At 66.7% G+C, this 15,600-nt stretch carries 16 protein-coding genes; 12 read left to right on the top strand and 4 right to left on the bottom strand.

Going from position 1 to position 15,600, the window contains the following annotated elements:
• The first annotated feature begins 46 nt into the window (after positions 1-46).
• From C5B90_RS16090 to C5B90_RS16085, 3 genes are read left to right on the top strand one after another with little or no spacing between them, the layout of a single operon-like run.
• Positions 47-1,753, top strand: coding sequence for a histidine kinase N-terminal 7TM domain-containing protein (locus C5B90_RS16090; RefSeq protein WP_115882971.1), 1,707 nt, complete (start codon positions 47-49; stop codon positions 1,751-1,753).
• 58 nt (positions 1,754-1,811) lie between these two features.
• Entirely contained in the window at positions 1,812-1,934 is a 123-nt protein-coding gene (locus tag C5B90_RS21235; RefSeq protein WP_255566832.1) for a hypothetical protein, read from the top strand.
• The gene (locus C5B90_RS16085; RefSeq protein WP_115882970.1) at positions 1,931-2,329 is read left to right on the top strand and encodes a hypothetical protein; all 399 of its coding nucleotides are present in this window, start codon (positions 1,931-1,933) and stop codon (positions 2,327-2,329) included. The genes C5B90_RS21235 and C5B90_RS16085 overlap by 4 nt, the downstream gene beginning before the upstream one ends.
• A gap of 259 nt (positions 2,330-2,588) precedes the next feature.
• On the opposite strand, the gene C5B90_RS16080 is transcribed toward C5B90_RS16085, so the two are convergent.
• A complete protein-coding gene (locus tag C5B90_RS16080; RefSeq protein ID WP_115882969.1) occupies positions 2,589-3,563 on the bottom strand; it encodes a DMT family transporter in 975 nt (324 codons plus the stop codon).
• A gap of 196 nt (positions 3,564-3,759) precedes the next feature.
• On the opposite strand from C5B90_RS16080, the gene C5B90_RS16075 reads away from it, so the two are divergent.
• Positions 3,760-4,548: a winged helix-turn-helix domain-containing protein gene (locus C5B90_RS16075; RefSeq protein ID WP_115882968.1), complete on the top strand. Its 789-nt coding sequence runs from the start codon at positions 3,760-3,762 to the stop codon at positions 4,546-4,548.
• A gap of 344 nt (positions 4,549-4,892) precedes the next feature.
• Complete coding sequence (locus tag C5B90_RS16070; RefSeq protein ID WP_115883046.1) at positions 4,893-5,894, top strand: PQQ-binding-like beta-propeller repeat protein; 1,002 nt, start codon at positions 4,893-4,895, stop codon at positions 5,892-5,894.
• A gap of 114 nt (positions 5,895-6,008) precedes the next feature.
• Here the strand turns inward: C5B90_RS16070 and C5B90_RS20920 are convergent, their stop codons facing one another.
• The 3 genes from C5B90_RS20920 to C5B90_RS16060 all read right to left on the bottom strand — a co-directional run bounded on the left by C5B90_RS20920 (position 6,009) and on the right by C5B90_RS16060 (position 7,603).
• Positions 6,009-6,170 carry a hypothetical protein gene (locus tag C5B90_RS20920; RefSeq protein ID WP_004971617.1) on the bottom strand — a complete coding sequence of 54 codons (162 nt, stop codon included), beginning with the start codon at positions 6,168-6,170 and terminating at the stop codon, positions 6,009-6,011.
• Positions 6,171-6,281: 111 nt separating this feature from the next.
• The gene (locus C5B90_RS16065; RefSeq protein ID WP_115882967.1) at positions 6,282-6,899 is read right to left on the bottom strand and encodes a class I SAM-dependent methyltransferase; all 618 of its coding nucleotides are present in this window, start codon (positions 6,897-6,899) and stop codon (positions 6,282-6,284) included.
• Positions 6,900-7,249: 350 nt separating this feature from the next.
• Positions 7,250-7,603 carry a hypothetical protein gene (locus C5B90_RS16060; protein ID WP_115882966.1) on the bottom strand — a complete coding sequence of 118 codons (354 nt, stop codon included), beginning with the start codon at positions 7,601-7,603 and terminating at the stop codon, positions 7,250-7,252.
• 405 nt (positions 7,604-8,008) lie between these two features.
• On the opposite strand from C5B90_RS16060, the gene C5B90_RS16055 reads away from it, so the two are divergent.
• The 7 genes from C5B90_RS16055 to C5B90_RS16025 all read left to right on the top strand — a co-directional run bounded on the left by C5B90_RS16055 (position 8,009) and on the right by C5B90_RS16025 (position 15,550).
• Positions 8,009-9,586 (top strand): helix-turn-helix domain-containing protein, encoded by a 1,578-nt coding sequence (locus tag C5B90_RS16055; RefSeq protein WP_115882965.1) that lies wholly within the window; start codon positions 8,009-8,011, stop codon positions 9,584-9,586.
• A gap of 108 nt (positions 9,587-9,694) precedes the next feature.
• Complete coding sequence (locus C5B90_RS16050) at positions 9,695-10,468, top strand: helix-turn-helix domain-containing protein (RefSeq protein WP_042664823.1); 774 nt, start codon at positions 9,695-9,697, stop codon at positions 10,466-10,468.
• A gap of 96 nt (positions 10,469-10,564) precedes the next feature.
• Complete coding sequence (yciH, locus tag C5B90_RS16045; protein WP_042664820.1) at positions 10,565-10,870, top strand: stress response translation initiation inhibitor YciH; 306 nt, start codon at positions 10,565-10,567, stop codon at positions 10,868-10,870.
• Between the two features lie 202 nt (positions 10,871-11,072).
• Positions 11,073-12,257 (top strand): hypothetical protein, encoded by a 1,185-nt coding sequence (locus C5B90_RS16040; RefSeq protein ID WP_115882964.1) that lies wholly within the window; start codon positions 11,073-11,075, stop codon positions 12,255-12,257.
• 6 nt (positions 12,258-12,263) lie between these two features.
• A complete protein-coding gene (locus C5B90_RS16035) occupies positions 12,264-13,058 on the top strand; it encodes an ABC transporter ATP-binding protein (RefSeq protein ID WP_199517522.1) in 795 nt (264 codons plus the stop codon).
• Positions 13,059-13,158: 100 nt separating this feature from the next.
• Positions 13,159-14,355, top strand: a complete 1,197-nt coding sequence (locus tag C5B90_RS16030; RefSeq protein WP_115882963.1) for an ABC transporter permease — start codon at positions 13,159-13,161, stop codon at positions 14,353-14,355.
• A 22-nt stretch (positions 14,356-14,377) separates the two neighbouring features.
• Positions 14,378-15,550, top strand: a complete 1,173-nt coding sequence (locus C5B90_RS16025) for an ABC transporter permease (protein ID WP_115882962.1) — start codon at positions 14,378-14,380, stop codon at positions 15,548-15,550.
• Positions 15,551-15,600: the final 50 nt, after the last annotated feature.

Genomic DNA, 15,600 nt, shown 5'->3' with positions numbered 1-15,600 from the left:
AGAACACGCACTGATGGACGCGAGCGGCGCTTGGGAGCGGTGAGAGATGGGGTGGCAATACACCGTCTTCGCGCTACCGACCCTCTTTGCGATGATTACCTCGGCCCTACTGGGAGCCTACAGCCTTCGGCACATGCGGCTCCACGGGCGGTCGTCCGACCTCGGTGCATTCTTCGCCGTGAACGTCGGGCTCGTCCTCTGGACCGGGTTTTCGGCACTCAAGCTCCTGCAGACCGACCCGTCGCTAAAGTTGCTTTTCTACCGGTTTCTCTACTTCGGCGTCGCGCCGCTCGGCGCGCTCGCGCTCCTCTTTACGCTCCTCCACACCGACCGGATTCGCCGAGTCACGCCCGGGGTGGTCGCGGCGCTCATGGCCGTCCCGGTGGCCTTTCTGGCGCTCCTTTTCACGAACCCCCACGACCTCGCCATCCAGGGAACGCGCCTCGTCGAGACGAACGGCGTCGTCGTCATGCGGGTTGACGTCGGCCTCGGCCACGTGGTGTTGCAGTTGCTCTACAACGCGGTGCTCTCCGCGCTGGCCATCGCGCTCATCCTCTACGAGGCGGTGCGACTCGGCCGGCCGTACATCCCGCAGGCGGTGCTGGTGAGCGTCGGCCTCGTCGCCCCGTTTCTCTTCGTGGTCTGCGCCACACTCGGAGTCCCCCCGTTCAGTAGCGACGGCGTGAACCTCGTCCCCACCTCGGCCGCGGTCACGTCGGCCGCCATCGGCGTCGCGCTCTTCCGCTATCGGTTTCTCGACCTGCCGCCCATCGCCTACACGACCGCGATGGAGGAGTCGCCCGACGGGGTGTTCGTCCTCGACGCCGACGAGCGAATCGTCCACGTCAACGACCGCGGCGCGGCGCTCTTGGAGCGCTTCGACGCGGCCGTCGGCGACCCGCTTACGGGCGTCTCGCCGGACCTCGACCTGACGACCGAGAGCAACGACAACGTCAGAACCACGCGAGAAGACGGCGAGACGGTGTACCTCAGTGCCCGGTCCCAGCGACTCGAACGGGGCGACCAGACCATCGGATGGGTCATCGTCCTCCGCGACGTGACCGAGTTACACCGCCAAAAACAGACGATTCTCTCCCAAAACGAGAAGCTCACCCTGCTCAATCAGATAATCCGCCACGACATCCGCAACGACATGGCTGTCATCCTCGGCAACGCCCAGTTGGTTGAGGAGTCAGTCGACGACGAGGTGGTTCGCGAGCGCCTCGACGCGATAATCAGGAACGGCGAGCACGCCACCGAACTCACCGAGAACGTCCGGAACCTCATGGCGACGATGCTCGACGACGAGGAGACGAACCGACCGACGACGCTCGCCGGGCCGCTGTGGACCGAGGCGAGCGCGGTCCGCGACGGAACGTCCGAGGCCGCGGTCTCGCTCCCCGACGACCCGCCGGACGTGACCGTCGTCGCCGACGACATGCTGGGGACAGTGTTCCGCAACCTCCTCACGAACGCGGTGCGGCACAACGACGCGGACCGGACTGAAATCGACGTGTCGGTCGAGGTTCGGGACGACAACGCGCTCGTCCGTATCGCCGACAACGGGCCGGGCATCCCCGACGAGCGCAAAGAGGAGGTGTTCGGCCGCGGCGAGAAGGGACTCGAAAGCCCCGGAACCGGCCTCGGTCTCTACCTCGTGGACACCATCGTAAGCGGCTACGGCGGCGACGTGTGGGTCGAGGACAACGAGCCCCGCGGCGCGGTCTTCGTCGTCCGCCTGCGGAGAGCCTGAGAACGGGGCGGACACCCATCCCCAACACTCAAAAAGTCAGAACACCGATAGGAAGGCGATGCCCTCCGCCGTTCTCCCCGCCGGTGTCAGCCGATGGCGACCGGTCGTATTCGCGGTCGTCGCCGTCAAGGCGTACAACTCCCGACACGGAACGAACCACCTCCGAGTCGATTTCGAGTGACCGAACTGAGCGAGATCGGCGTCGTCGGGGCGATAGCCGCCGTATCGGTTCTCGTGGGACTCGTCGTCGCCTTTGACGACCCACAGGTTAACCTCGCGGCTGGAGTCGTCTGGACCGCTGCGACGGGCATGGTGCTTCTGCGGGTTCGCGGGAAAGTCCGCGACGCTCGGAGCGACGAGCCGCCCGAGCCGGGGCCGCTCCTGCGCCTGGCCGAAATCGACTACGACCCGCGATACGACCGCTATCTCGGGGTCGTCCTGTTCGTCCTCGCTATCGCGGCGTTTGCGGCGTTCGTCGTCGTCGACACGTCCGGTTCGAACGCGTTGTTCCTCGTCGGCGTCGGACATTTCTGTCTGATTTCCGCGCTCGGAGCGGTCGCGCTCTCCGATAGATAGTGCGGAAAATCGAAATGACCACGCCGCCGTCCGCTGTTTTTTGAGAATCGGGCCAAAAAGACTACTTAGCTGGCTGGCAATTTCCATATGTCCGTTCGACGCTGTCTGGTCGGCGGACCGGTGACATAACAGCACAGACAGGCGGCCCATCCCGTGCCAACGGTACTCCGACCCTGCCCCCTCGGACTGCCGCCCGATGGTCCGCCCCTACATCTCTACCCCCTCTCAGTTCTACTCCCGCGAGTGACTCGGTCACGACTCAGTCGCGTCCCGGTGCCCCGTGCCCGGCGAGACCGACCACGCGGGACTCGATTTTTCCGTAGACGCGCGCGACCTCCCCGAGGAGCGATTCCGTCGCGAGGACGGCGAAGCCGGTGAAGATGGTCGCGAAGCCGACGATGGTGAGCGTCGAAATCGACTCGCCGAGGAGCACCGTCCCCCCGAGCGTCGCGACGATGGGGACGGCGTAGAAGACGAGATTGCCGCGAATCGGGCCCACGTCGTCGAGGAAGCCGAAGTAGGTGAGGTAGGCCACCGCGCCGGCGAAGACGCCGACGTAAGCGAGCGCGAGGAGTGCCGTCGGCGACCACGTGGCCGCGGCGAACGACTCGCCGGAGGCGACGCTCATGCCGTGGGTGAGCGCCGCGCTGACGGGGAGCGCCCACGCCGTGCGGACGGTGCTCGAAAGCGACGTGTCGGCCCACCGGATGAGGACGGTCCCGAGCGCGCCGCTGACCGCGCCGAGGAAGAGAACGCCCTTCCAGAGCGCCTCGCCGCCGAGCAGGTTCGCGGGGTCGACACCGACGACGAGGCCGACGCCGAGGAGGCCGATGAGCATCCCGAACGCGCCGCGAGTGGAGAGTCGCTCGTCGGCGAGCAGCAGCATGGCGAACACGGGCGTCAGAATCGGATTGAGGCTGAAGATAATCGACCCGACGCCGCTGGAGACGTGCTCCTGTCCCACGAACAAGAGCGCGTTGGCGAGGCCGATGACGAAGACGCCGGTGGCGAGGATGCCGACCACGTCGCGGACCGACCGCGGGAGCAGTTCGGCGCGCGGCCGGGTGGCGACGACGTAGCCGACGAGCAGCACCGCCGCGATGTCGAACCGGAGCGCGACGAACAGGAGCGGCGGCAGGTAGTCGAGGCCCGCCTTCGCGGCGACGAACGTCCCGCCGAAGAAGAGCGCCGTCAACGCGAACAGGACGAACCGCCGGCGCGCCGCAGTTACCATTCCGCACCTCCGAACGAGAGACCGAACGCAGAGTGAAGTGAACGCATCTTGGATACACGTACGACTCCCCCACGTATAGTTTGATTCAGAAATCAATTCACGGTAAGAAAAATCCGTGGCGGACGAGCATAGTTCATGGTGTGAAATTATTTCGAGACGCGAAAGAGGTTTACCGAGGCGAGCACAACTCCGTCACATGGAGTCGGCACTGGACGTAATAGAGTTCCTCGCGCTCTCGCAGAACCGCGTCGACGCGCTCAGATACCTCGCCGAGCGGCCGCACTCCCGACGCGAGTTGGTCGAGCGGACCGGGGCGTCGCAGCCGACGATGGGCCGGATTCTCAGCGACTTCGAAGACCGGTCGTGGCTCGTCCGCGAGGACGGCGCGTACCGGGCGACGGTAACCGGCGAACTCGTCTCGCGGGGGTTCGACGACCTCGTCGACATCCTCGACACCGACGCCAAACTCCGGCCGGTCGTCGAGTGGCTCCCGACCGACGCCATCACGTTCGACCTCGAACATCTCACCGAGGCGACGATTACCACGCCGAGTCAGGTCCGGCCGAACGCGCCTGTCAAGCGCGCTGTGTCCCTCCTGAGCGAGGCCGAGGACGTGCGAATCTTCTCCTACGCGTTCAACGAGCAGAACCTCGACATCGTCCGAGAGCGGACCGCCGCCGGCGACCAGCGGTTCGAGGGCGTCTTCTCGTCGGACGCCATCGACGCGCTCGCCCACGACTCCCAGCTTCGCGAACAGCTCCGCGACCTCCTCGACGCCGACGCGGCCGCTGTCCGCATCACCGACGAGCCGATTCCGATGGCGGCGACCATCGCAGACTCAACCGTCCACCTGTTTCTCCGCGACGACAACGGCATCCTCCAAGCCTCTATCGACGTGACCGAACCCGAAGTGCTCGCGTGGGCCGACGAACTGTTCGAGCGCTACTGGGAGGCGGCGGAGCCGCTCGACCTCGACCGGCTGTGAACTGCCTCGGGGTCAAGCCCCGAGGCACTCGCCTTGTTTATTTGTAGAGCGAGTCTCGCTGGAACCGTCGCACCATCGCACTATCACACCGTCGTCCGTCAACCGACCCACGACACACCCACAATACCTATCGGCGACCTGCGAGAAGCCGACGTATGCCCTCGCCCTCGCCCCCTCCCTCCCACGCTTCCGCTGACTCTCCCGCGAGTTCCGACGCCGATTCCGACCCGCCGTCGCGTCGCGCGTTTCTCGCCGCCGCCGGCACCGCCCTCGTCGGCGGTGTCGCCGGCTGTTCGTCGCTTCGACAATTCCGGTCGCCCGACGGGACGGACTGGTCCGCTTCCGTGCCCGAACCGAGCGTCCTCTCTCCGCCGGCAACCACCGACGGGGTCGTCGCCGTCATCGGCCATCGGGACGGCGACATCGACGACGGGCGAGTCGTCGCATTCGACCGACAGAGCGGCGAGCGGCTGTGGAACCACGACTTCGGCCGACCGACGGGCCTGCTCGCCGCTGACGGGTCCGTGTACGCGGGCGAGAAACTCGGGTCTGGCCGCGGGCGAATCCGCGCGTTCGACGCCACGGACGGGAGTCAACGGTGGTCGCAGACCGTCGGCAACATCGGCTCATCGATGGCAGTCGCGGGCGACACGCTGTACGCGGCGAACGGGACGCTCGCGGCGCTCGCAACTGACGACGGCGCAGTTCGGTGGGAGCACTCCGCGGTCGATGGCGTCGGTTTCACCGTCGTCGTCGCCCCGCAGGACCAACTGTTCGCCGACGAGCGAACGGTGTACTACGGCGACGACGAGGGCGTCTTCGCGATGGCACCCGAAGACGGGAGCCTCCGGTGGGCGTGGCGACCGGACCGCTGGGACTGGGCCGACGTGGGACCGGTTCCGGCTGGCGATAGCGTCTACGCCGGTGGTGGCGGCGACATCGCCATGCTCAACGCGGTCGACGGGTCGCTCCAGTGGCGGACCTCGTTCGGGGACGACGCGCAGGTCGTCGGTGTCCACGAGCGGGGGTCGACCGTCCTGGTCGCGGAGGGGACCGACGAGTCGCCGTCGGACACCTTCGGGACGCTGTACGAACTCGCGGTTCGCGACGGCTCGGAGCGGTACGAAATCCGCTTCGACAGCCCGGTCGAACGGACCGCTTCGACCGACGAGGTGTTCGTCGTCGGGACCCGCGCGGGCCGGATTCGGTGGTCCCGCGGCGCGTCGTTTTTCGACCCGTTCGAGACGACGCTCTCGGCGGACGGCTACCTCCTCGGCGCGGCTGAGACGCAGGCGTTCGCACAGACGAGCGAGGGGACGCTCTGGGCGCTCTCGCCGGACCAGTAAGTCACGGACGGCAGGGCTGTCGCCGTCAAACACCCCGTCAGAACGAGCCGCGCCGTGCGCGCGGTGCGCCGGCGTCCGAAACCGCTACCGAACGATGCCCTCGCGCCCCACCCGTCACTCGAGTTCGTCGAACGAGTCGAACTCATCCCAGCAGGAACACGGCAGGTCGTCCAGAGAGGTGACTTCGTCCGGGAGACTGGTGATGGGAATTCCGGAACCGGCCTCGTCGCAGTCGCGCAGGTGAACGCTGAAGTCGTCGCTGGACATCGTGTACATAGTCAGCACGCTCAGTTCGCCGGCTTCATTGAAACAATTTGTGAGTGTGGCAGACGCGCGAGTGGGAGTCTAGCGGCGGTGCGGTATCGGCCACGAGGGCGAGTCGCAGGGTCAGAGAACCCGAAAGACGCGAACTGTGTCGCGCTTGCCCGGTTCGCAGAGGAGCTGTGCGAGGCCGATGTCGGAGAACTCGTCTTTCCAGTTGCGGTGATACAGCGGAAAGTCGTCGTTGACGTAGCTCACCTCGGAGCCGGAGCGCCCGCGCGTCGGCCCGTTACCCTCGTTCTCGGCGGTTATCACGAGGTCCGAGGAGACGCGGGCGATTTCCTCGAACACCCACGTGTCGTCGGGGTGGACGTGCTGGAGGGTCTCGACGGAGTAGATAACGTCGAACTTGTCGTCGGGGAAGTCGGGAAGCAGGTCCTCTATCGCGCCGGTGAGGAACGTGCCGGTGTCGACGAGCTCGGGGAAATACTCGGCCATCACCTCGAAGGAGTCGTCGTTGATGTCGATGCCGGTGAGATCCTCGTAGCCGCGGTCGCGGAGGTGTGCGAGGTGACGACCGGAGCTACAGCCGAGTTCGAGAACCGACGCGTCTTCCGCCGCGTAGTGCTCGAACACGGTCGCGAGCGTCTCGCTGACCTCGTTCGGGCCGATTTGGGCGTAATACTCCGGCGAGAAGTCGCCGGAGCGCTCGGCCCATCCGCGGTGGTTGTCGTCTGCGTCCATACCCGGAGTAGCGAACGGGCGGGTAAATGTTCCGCGGAGTGCGCGTCGTCGTTGCGACTTCCGGAGGTGGTTCCGAAAAATCGAGCGACTCCGACCGGGTCGGGTGCGCTGGAGGGCGCGGTGAAGGCGTGCTGGAGGGCACGGTGAAGGCGTGCGTCAGGGGGACCGAGTTTGGAGGGGTGCGTCAGGGGGGATTCGAGCGTCCCGTGAGGGACTGGGAGCGAGTGTGCCGTGGAGGGCTGGAGGGGGTGAGCGCCGGCGCGGGCACGAGCAGTCGGGTGTACCAGTCGAGCGTGCCGTGCCTCGTTCGCGGCGCGGGCGTCAGCGGGTCATCGGTTCGACTGCGGCTGTCACGCCGAATCGTCGGTCGTCGTTTCGTTCGTCGATGTCTCGTTCGTCGTGGTTTCGTTTTCGGCCGTTTCGTTCGCCGTCGTCGAGTTGTCGAGCGACGAGTCGGTCGTCTCCATCGTCGTCTCGGTGGTCTCCATCGTCGTTTCTTCCGTCGTGGTCTCGTCTTCGGTTGTCGCCTCGACACCACCGGTCTCTGCGGTCGTCTCAGTGCCGCCGACCGCTGGTTCGGCGTCCGTACCGTTCGTCCCGTTCACCGGGCCGCCGCTACCGCCCGTATCCGTACAGCCGGCGAGGGCGACGGTCGCCGCGGCGACTCCGGCGCCGAACTGTCGTCGAGTGAGGGTTTCGCGCATCGCAGTCAGCAGTATCGCTCGGCAGATGATAATGGGGAAGAGTCGTCCCGACCGTTCTCTCCCGAGCAACCGTTTCGACTGGCCGTTTCGACCGTTTCAGTCGGATTAACGGAACGTTTTCCGGCGGTTCGGTCGCCGACGAAAGCGGTTCTGTACGTCGATTACCTCACGTCAGGGGGGCGACCGGGCGAGAGGCGACAGGGAACGAGTGCGAGCGGCGACGAGCGGCGGCCGAGGCCCATCGAGCGAGAGACGCGCCCGCGAATCTCAGCGACGACGGCGGGGAAATTCACTATTTGGGAACATTCTTTGCAAATTGACTTTCAAAAGAGTTGTAAAAATGTTCAATGAATAGATAAACAAAACATTATACACTAGCAGAGTCGACAGATAAAGAACGAACACATGCCAGTCAAACGCGTCTCGCGGGTCGGGTGGGCGCTCGTCGCGACGTTGCTCGTCGTCGCGGCAGGCCTCTCACCGGTCGCCGTCGCCGCGGCGGACGGCGTCGAGGTGGGTGCGGTCGACCACACCGGCGCGGGCGTCGTCGCGACCGAGAACGGCCGGACGTACGTCGCCTCGTGGCAGCCGTCGACGGTTTCGGTGGCCGTCGTATCCGACAGCGACGACTACGAGGTCTGCCTACAGACCGACCGCGACGATGGCTCGACGATGCTGTTGGGGTGCGAACCGCTCGGAAGCGCGGGGGCGAACGCGAGCGATGAGCGGCGCGTCGAGTTCGACTTCACGACGTGGCCGGTGAACGCGACCGGCGACCGCACCTTGACCGCCGTCGTCAGACCCGGCGGGGGCGGCGAGCCGGTCGCGCAGGCGAGCCACGGCGTCACGGTGCTCGCGCCCGCCGGCGACGCCGACGGCGACGGCCTCGGCAACCGGGACGAACTCGACCGCGGTACGGACCTGCTCGTCGCCGACACCGATACCGACGGCGTGCCCGACGGCGAGGAGGTGAACCGCTACGAGACCGACCCGACGAGCACGGACACCGACGGGGACGAACTCAGCGACGGCGTCGAGGTCAACGAGCAGGGGAGCAACCCGACTGAAACCGACACCGATGGCGACGGCCTCGACGACGGCGCGGAAGTGACGACCCACGGCACGGACCCGACCGAGGCCGACACTGATGGCGACGGCCTCGACGACGGCCCCGAAGTCAACGACTACGAGACGAATCCGACCGAGGCCGACACCGACGGCGACGGCCTCGACGACGGCCCCGAGGTCAACGTCCACGAGACGGACCCGACCGCCGCCGACACCGACGGCGATGGCCTCGACGACGGCCCCGAAGTCAACCGATACGAAACGAACCCAACCGAGGCCGACACTGACGGCGACGGCCTCGACGACGGCCGCGAGGTCAACGTCCTCGGAACCGACCCGAACCGCGGCGACACCGACGGCGACGGCCGCGGAGACGGCGCGGAGGTCGAAGCAGGGTCGGACCCGAACGCAGCGCCGGGGTCGGTCGTCGGGTCGCTGGGACTCGGCGGCGACGGCTGGCTACTCGTCCTCGCGGTCGCGGCCGTCGCGGTCGTTCTAGTCGCCGTCGGCGTGCGAGTCCGCGGAAGCGACGTGCGGGCGCGGCTGTCGGACGTTCGCTCCCGCGCGGCCGACCGCGCTGGCGGCCGGCGCGACGGGGCGTCGGCGGAGGCGGTCCAAACGGGCGGGAGCGGCGGCCCGGTTCGCCCGGAGCAGACCGCCGGCGGTTATCCCGGTCAGGAGGAACTCCTCGACGACGAGACGCGCATTCTCAAACTCCTCGACGACAGCGGCGGTCAACTCCGGCAGTCGAAGGTCGTAGAGGGAACGGGCTGGTCGAAGTCGAAAGTGAGCCGCGTCCTCTCGCGGATGGCCGACGAGGGCAGCGTCACGAAGATAAACCTCGGTCGGGAGAACCTCATCGCCCGTCCCGAGAACGTGCCCGAACACGCCCGGTCGCCGTTCGACGAGTCCTGAGCGGGGCGAGCGACCGAAGTTCGGGGCCTGAGTCGGTAGTCCGGGATGCGAGCCGAAGTTGGAACATACCAATCAAGGCTATAGGCCTCCGGCGACTACCTCGAATCCATGCGCGAATTCGTCTTCACCGTCGAGTACGAGCGGGGTGCCGACGAGGTGATGGACCTCTTCATCGAGAACCCGGACTTACACTCCAAGACCATGGCGATACACGCCACGAGCGAGTCGATGTGGCGACTCGACCGCCTCACCGGGCCGACGGAGGCGCTCGAAGCGTTCGACGAGGTCATCGAACAGGCCACACGGTGTAACGGCGTCCTCGGGATGTGCGGCGCGCCGGTCGTCGAGTGGGAGTTCGAAGTGCTCTCGGAGACGCCCAACGGGCGCATCGTCTACTCCTGTCGCGAGGAGGGCGACGGGATTCAGTCGATTCCGCACGTCGCCGCGAAGCACATCGGCGACGGTCTCCTGATGCAGGCCGAGCGCCGAGGGGCCCAAAACCAGTGGCGACTACTCATCTCCGACGACGACACGGTGAGCGAGATTTACGAGGAGGTCAAAGACAGCCTCAGCGACGGCCTCTCGCTGAGCGTCCAGCGCATCAGCGAACCCGAGTGCTGGCTCGAAGAGGGCGTCTCCGCCGACGGCCTCCCGCCGGAACAGCAGGCCGCGCTCGAAGCCGCCGTCGAGTTCGGCTACTACGAGACGCCGCGTCAACACACCGTCCAAGAGATTTCCGAGGAACTCGACATCCCGAATTCGACGCTCCAGTACCGTCTGACACGCGCCGAGGCGTGGCTGGCCCGGCAGTTCGTCACCGGCACGCTCGGCACCGAGGTCGAAGAGCGCGTCGACCCCGAAAAGCTCGAAGCGAGCGCGTGACCGACGAGTCGGGTTGAACGCCCCGCGGACACGCTCACAGGAGAGTTGGAATATTCCAACCGTATCCTGATACGCCGCGGACGCGTACTCGAATACGTGGGAAAGGACACTTTCAGCGACATCACCGGCCTGCCGGACGACCTCGGAATCGGCGACGACCTCGCGCGGGCGGACCAGCGCGCGTCGATTCGCGTCGATACCCGACGGTACGGCAAGCCCGTGACGGTGGTCGACGGCCTCGACCTCCCGACCGACGAACTCGACGCTCTCGCGTCGACCCTGAAGCGACGGCTCGCGGTCGGCGGGACCGTGACCGACGACGGACGCATCGAGCTACAGGGCGAACACGGCGAGCGCCTCGAAGCCGCGCTCCGCGACGAAGGCTTCAGCGTCGAGACCTGATTCCGAGCGCCGCCCGTCGAAGTCGACACCATCTGACTCACATCGCCTCACCTCGGCCGCGTTTTTTCCGGGGAGCGACCGAGTGAGCCCAGCAGGAACTAGTTCGACAACAGACATGTAAACCAAGGAACTTATGTGGGGCTGGTCAGTCCGATTAGCCAATGATGGCAACGAAACAACATTATTACGTGAGGAGAAACAGATGAGTCCGCGGGAACCGAACGACGGCGTCGGCTCGGTTCTCTCGTGGCTCTTCGTCGCGGTCGTCGTGCTCTCCGCGGTCACCGTCCCGCTGGCGACGGGGCCGGCGAAAGCGGCCGAGGCGCACATCGGAATCTCCGACGTGACGGTCGCGCCGGCGGAGCCGACGCCCGGCGAACAGACCGACCTCGAAGTGACGATTCGGAACGGCGAGAACAGTCCGAGCGTCGTCGACGTCACCGACGTCTACGTCCGCCGACAGGGAAGCCCCACCGACATCACGCGCATCGAGGACGTGGGGACGATAACCATCGGGTCGAGCATCACCATCCCGGTCGCCGTCTCGTTCGACGACCCCGGGTCGAAAAACCTCCGCGTCGTGCTGGTCGGCAGACAGAACGACGGCTCGCACGTTCGGGTTCGGTACCCGGTGACCGTCGACGTGAAGGAGGTCTCCCGCCCGCAGATAGAGCTCTCGACCGAGGAGGCCGTGCCCGGTGCCACTCGGTCCGTGAACGTCACCGTCTCGAACGGGCTCACCGAGGACATTCGACAACTGCGGGTCGTCTCGTCCTCGCCGGACGTGAACTTCAGCGTCACCGAGCGCGTGAAGCCACGGCTGAAGGCGGGCAACGCCACGACGTTCACCTTCCCCGCGCGGGTCGACGAGGCCGGGTCGTACCCGGTGAACGTGACACTCCAGTACTCGAACCGCGGCGAGAAACACGAACTCACCCACACGTATCGCCCCGCGTTTAGCTCTCCGACGAATCCCGGACAGGTCATCCTGACCGACGTGCAGGCGACACAGGCCGGGGGCACGCTCGAAATCTCGGCGACCGCCGGGAACGTGGGCTCCGACGCCGTCGAGGGAGTCGTCGTCTCCGTCGCGGACTCGTCGAGCGTCGAGCGAAGCAACTACTTCATCGGGAGCATCGACGGGAGCGACTTCTCGTCGTTCACCCTCCGAACCCCCGCACAGGGCAACGTCTCTTCGGTCCCCGTCGAGGTTCGGTACAGCGTCGGCGGCGTTGAGAAGTCGGTCACCACGTCGGTCAGCGTCGACCGTCAGATGATGCGTCGCCCCGTGCCGGACTCGGGGTCGGGCGGGTTCCCGCTCCTCCCGGTCGGCGGTACCGCCGCGGCCCTCATCGTGGGTGCGGTCGTCTATCGCTGGCGGAGCTGACGACAGATGACACGGGACACCTCCGACTCCGAGGGGGCGGAACCGACTGAGACCGCCCGAGGAGACCGACCGGGTGACGCGGCGGGCGTCGGCGGCGACCTGATACTCCGCGGTGAAGACGTCACGAAGGAGTACCAGACGGGAACCCAGACCGTCCGGGCGCTGAAAGGCATCGACTTCGGCATCGCACCGTCCGACTTCGTCGCCATCGTCGGCCCCTCGGGGAGCGGGAAATCCACGCTCCTCAACCTGCTTGGCTTACTCGACGTTCCGACCGACGGCGCGGTCAGCCTTCGGGGACAGGACGTGTCGACGTTCTCCGACGCGGACCGAACCCGAAAGCGGAAGCGCGCCATCGGCTTCGTGTTCCAGAGCTTCTACCTGATTCCGACCCTGACGGCGCTGGAGAACGTCGAGATGCCGCGGATGCTCGACAAGACCCCGGTGAAGACGCGCGAGCGGGCGAAAACGCTGCTTCAGCGGGTCGGTCTCGGCGACCGTCTCGACCACTACCCCGACGAGCTATCGGGGGGACAGAAACAGCGCGTCGCCATCGCGCGGTCGCTCATCAACGACCCCGCGCTCCTGTTGGCGGACGAGCCAACGGGGAACCTCGACCGCGACACCGGCGACGAAATCCTCGCCCTGTTCGACGAACTCCGAGCCGAGGAGGACGTGGCCATCGTCACGGTCACCCACGACGCCTACGTCGCCGAGGAGGCCGACCGCGTGGTGAACCTCGTCGACGGCGTCATCGAGGACACGGGCGAGGCGGCGGCCGACGGGGGACACGGAGCGTGAGCGTCGCGGACCTACGGCCGCGGCGAGAGTTGACGCCGGTCGGCGAGCCTCACGTCTCGGCGTGGTGGCTCCGCCTCGTGCCGGGCCGAGGTGAATCCCCGTGAGTTGGCTCCGCCGGGTGACCGCTCGGTTCCCGACGGTCGTGCTGGCCCGCCGAAACCTGTCGCGCGCCACCGCGCGGACCACGCTGGCCGTCGTCGCCATCGTCATCGGCGTCGTCGCCATCGGAACCATCGGCGCGGGCGGCGAGGCGTTCAAACAGGACCAGATGGAGGCGTACGAGGGATTCGGGGGGACCGCCACCGTCAGCCCCGTCTACCACATGAACGACGACGGGGACATCGTCGGCGGCATCTCGGACCAAGACGTCAGTCGGATGCGACAGGCGACGTCGGGCGCGACGGTACATCCCGTCATCCAGCGCTGGGACACCGTCGTCCGCACGTCGTCGGGAGAGACCTCCCCCTCGGCCCAGGTGAAGGGACTGGCTGCCCTCGGGACGTTCTACGAGGCGCAATCGGGGTCGATACCCGATAGCTGGCGACAGCAGGTCGTCGTCGGCTCCCGGTTCGCCGACAACAACGACGTGGAGACGGGCGACCAGCTGACGGTGACGATAAATGGGAGCTTCGAGCGGACGTTCCGCGTCGCGGCGGTGCTCGAACCGCAGGGGTTCGCCGACCAGCTACAGGCCGACCGCTCCGTGTTCCTTCCGTTCGACCGACTCAGTCAGCTCGAAGACTCCGACTCGGAGTACGGTTCGGTCATCGTCAGGGTCGACCCGCAGACGGGGTCGATAAGCGAGGCGGCCGAGAGCCTCGAAACGGAGTTCAACACCCGACGGCGGACCATCTCCGTCTCGGAGGTCCAAGAACAGCGAGAGCGCTTCAGTCAGACGTTCGAACTAATAAACCAGTTCCTCATCGGCGTCGGCTCGATTTCGCTCCTCGTCGCCGCGGTCACCATCGCGAACACGATGTTGATGACAGCGATAGAACGCGAGCGCGAAATCGGCGTCATGCGGGCGGTCGGCTATCCCAAGCGGGCGGTCGTGAGCCTGCTTCTCGCCGAGGCGGCCATCCTCGGTCTCGTCGGTGCCGCAATCGGCGTCCCGCTCGCACTCGGCATCGGCATGGGGCTCAACCAGTTCCTCGTCGGCGACCCCCTGGCGTTCACGGCCGCGGGGCTTCGATACGTCGGTCTCGGAGCGCTGTTCGGCGTCCTCACGTCGCTGTTCGCCGGCGTGTCCCCCGCGTGGAAATCCGCGAATAAGCGGCCCGTGGAGGCGTTAGAATGACGAGAACGTGGGGTGAGGGACGATGAGCCTGCGCCATCGAATCGCCGGGCGATTCCCGCGACTCGTCATCGCCCGACGGAACATCTCGCGGGCGAAGGTCCGGTCGATACTCGCGGCAGCCTCGATACTCATCGGCGTCGTCGCAATCGGCGCAATCGGTGCGGGCGGCGCGGCGTTCAAACAGAGCCAACTGCAGAGCATCCAAGCACAGGGCGCGACGAGCGTCTACGTCTCGCCGGGAGCCGACATGGAGGCGTCGCACTTCGACAGAGAGGACGTCAAAGCGATAGACGAGACGGTCGGGTCGGCCGCGGTCGTGGCGACGCAGACCGGGGATATGGAGCTGATAACGGACGACGGCACCCGAGAAGGGGTGACTGTCACCTACGTCGACGACCCCCGGAAGACACACGAGGTGGCGCGGGGTGAGATTCCCCTGAACTGGCGGCAGAGCGTCGTCGTCTCCCACGAGTTCGCGGCCGACCGCGGCGTCGAACTCGGCGAGCGCCTCACGTTCGTCTCCGAGACGGAGACGGCCGCCGGGACGGTCGAGACCGAACACACCTACCGCGTCGTCGCCGTGTTGGCCGAGACCCAGTCGTTCGGCGGGAGTCGGCTGTACCTCCCCATCGAGGAGACAGGGGACCGACAGTACAGTCGCGTACAGGTGATGACGGAGTCGACGGACAGGGCCGAGACGGTCGCCGAGGCACTCCGCGACCGCTTCAACGACCGGAAAGACAGGCTGTTGGTGTTCGAACTCACCTCCCTCGTCCGCCTGCTCAAGACGCTCGTGAACGGAATCAACGCGTTCCTCGCGGGCCTCGGCTCCATCTCGCTTCTCGTCGCCGGCGTCTCGATTGCGAACACGATGCTGATGGCCGTCATCAAGCGCCGCGAAGAGATAGGCGTCCTGCGGGCGGTCGGCTACGGCAAGGTCGATATCGTCCGGATTCTCCTCGTCGAGGCGGTGCTCCTCGGCGCGCTTGGCTCGGCGGTCGGACTCGCCATCGCCGTCGCCGTGGCGATGGTGGCGAACGCGCTGTTCCTCGGCGACCCCTTCGCCTTCACGCAGTCGGCGCTCCTGTACTTGGCCGGGGCGGTCGCGTTCGGTATCCTGACCAGCCTGCTCGCTGGTGCGTACCCCGCATGGCGGGCGGCGAACGAGCGCCCCATCGACGCGCTTCGCGGGTGAGCGGGCGGAATCGCTCCCCGGCCGTCATCCCTCGAATCGTAGGTGTTTGG

The sequence above is a fragment of the Haloferax sp. Atlit-12N genome, assembly GCF_003383095.1.
Classification (GTDB): domain Archaea; phylum Halobacteriota; class Halobacteria; order Halobacteriales; family Haloferacaceae; genus Haloferax.
The sequence above is the reverse complement of the archived record's forward strand: the minus strand, read 5'-3'. Positions and strand labels throughout refer to the sequence as shown.

Coding starts and splice junctions, on each gene's coding strand:
- C5B90_RS16090 (WP_115882971.1), top strand. CDS start 47: ATGGGGTGGCAATACACCGTCTTCGCGCTACCGACCCTCTTTGCGATG.
- C5B90_RS21235 (WP_255566832.1), top strand. CDS start 1,812: ATGCCCTCCGCCGTTCTCCCCGCCGGTGTCAGCCGATGGCGACCGGTC.
- C5B90_RS16080 (WP_115882969.1), bottom strand. CDS start 3,563: ATGGTAACTGCGGCGCGCCGGCGGTTCGTCCTGTTCGCGTTGACGGCG.
- C5B90_RS16075 (WP_115882968.1), top strand. CDS start 3,760: ATGGAGTCGGCACTGGACGTAATAGAGTTCCTCGCGCTCTCGCAGAAC.
- C5B90_RS20920 (WP_004971617.1), bottom strand. CDS start 6,170: ATGTACACGATGTCCAGCGACGACTTCAGCGTTCACCTGCGCGACTGC.
- C5B90_RS16065 (WP_115882967.1), bottom strand. CDS start 6,899: ATGGACGCAGACGACAACCACCGCGGATGGGCCGAGCGCTCCGGCGAC.
- C5B90_RS16060 (WP_115882966.1), bottom strand. CDS start 7,603: ATGCGCGAAACCCTCACTCGACGACAGTTCGGCGCCGGAGTCGCCGCG.
- C5B90_RS16055 (WP_115882965.1), top strand. CDS start 8,009: ATGCCAGTCAAACGCGTCTCGCGGGTCGGGTGGGCGCTCGTCGCGACG.
- C5B90_RS16050 (WP_042664823.1), top strand. CDS start 9,695: ATGCGCGAATTCGTCTTCACCGTCGAGTACGAGCGGGGTGCCGACGAG.
- C5B90_RS16040 (WP_115882964.1), top strand. CDS start 11,073: ATGAGTCCGCGGGAACCGAACGACGGCGTCGGCTCGGTTCTCTCGTGG.
- C5B90_RS16035 (WP_199517522.1), top strand. CDS start 12,264: ATGACACGGGACACCTCCGACTCCGAGGGGGCGGAACCGACTGAGACC.
- C5B90_RS16025 (WP_115882962.1), top strand. CDS start 14,378: ATGAGCCTGCGCCATCGAATCGCCGGGCGATTCCCGCGACTCGTCATC.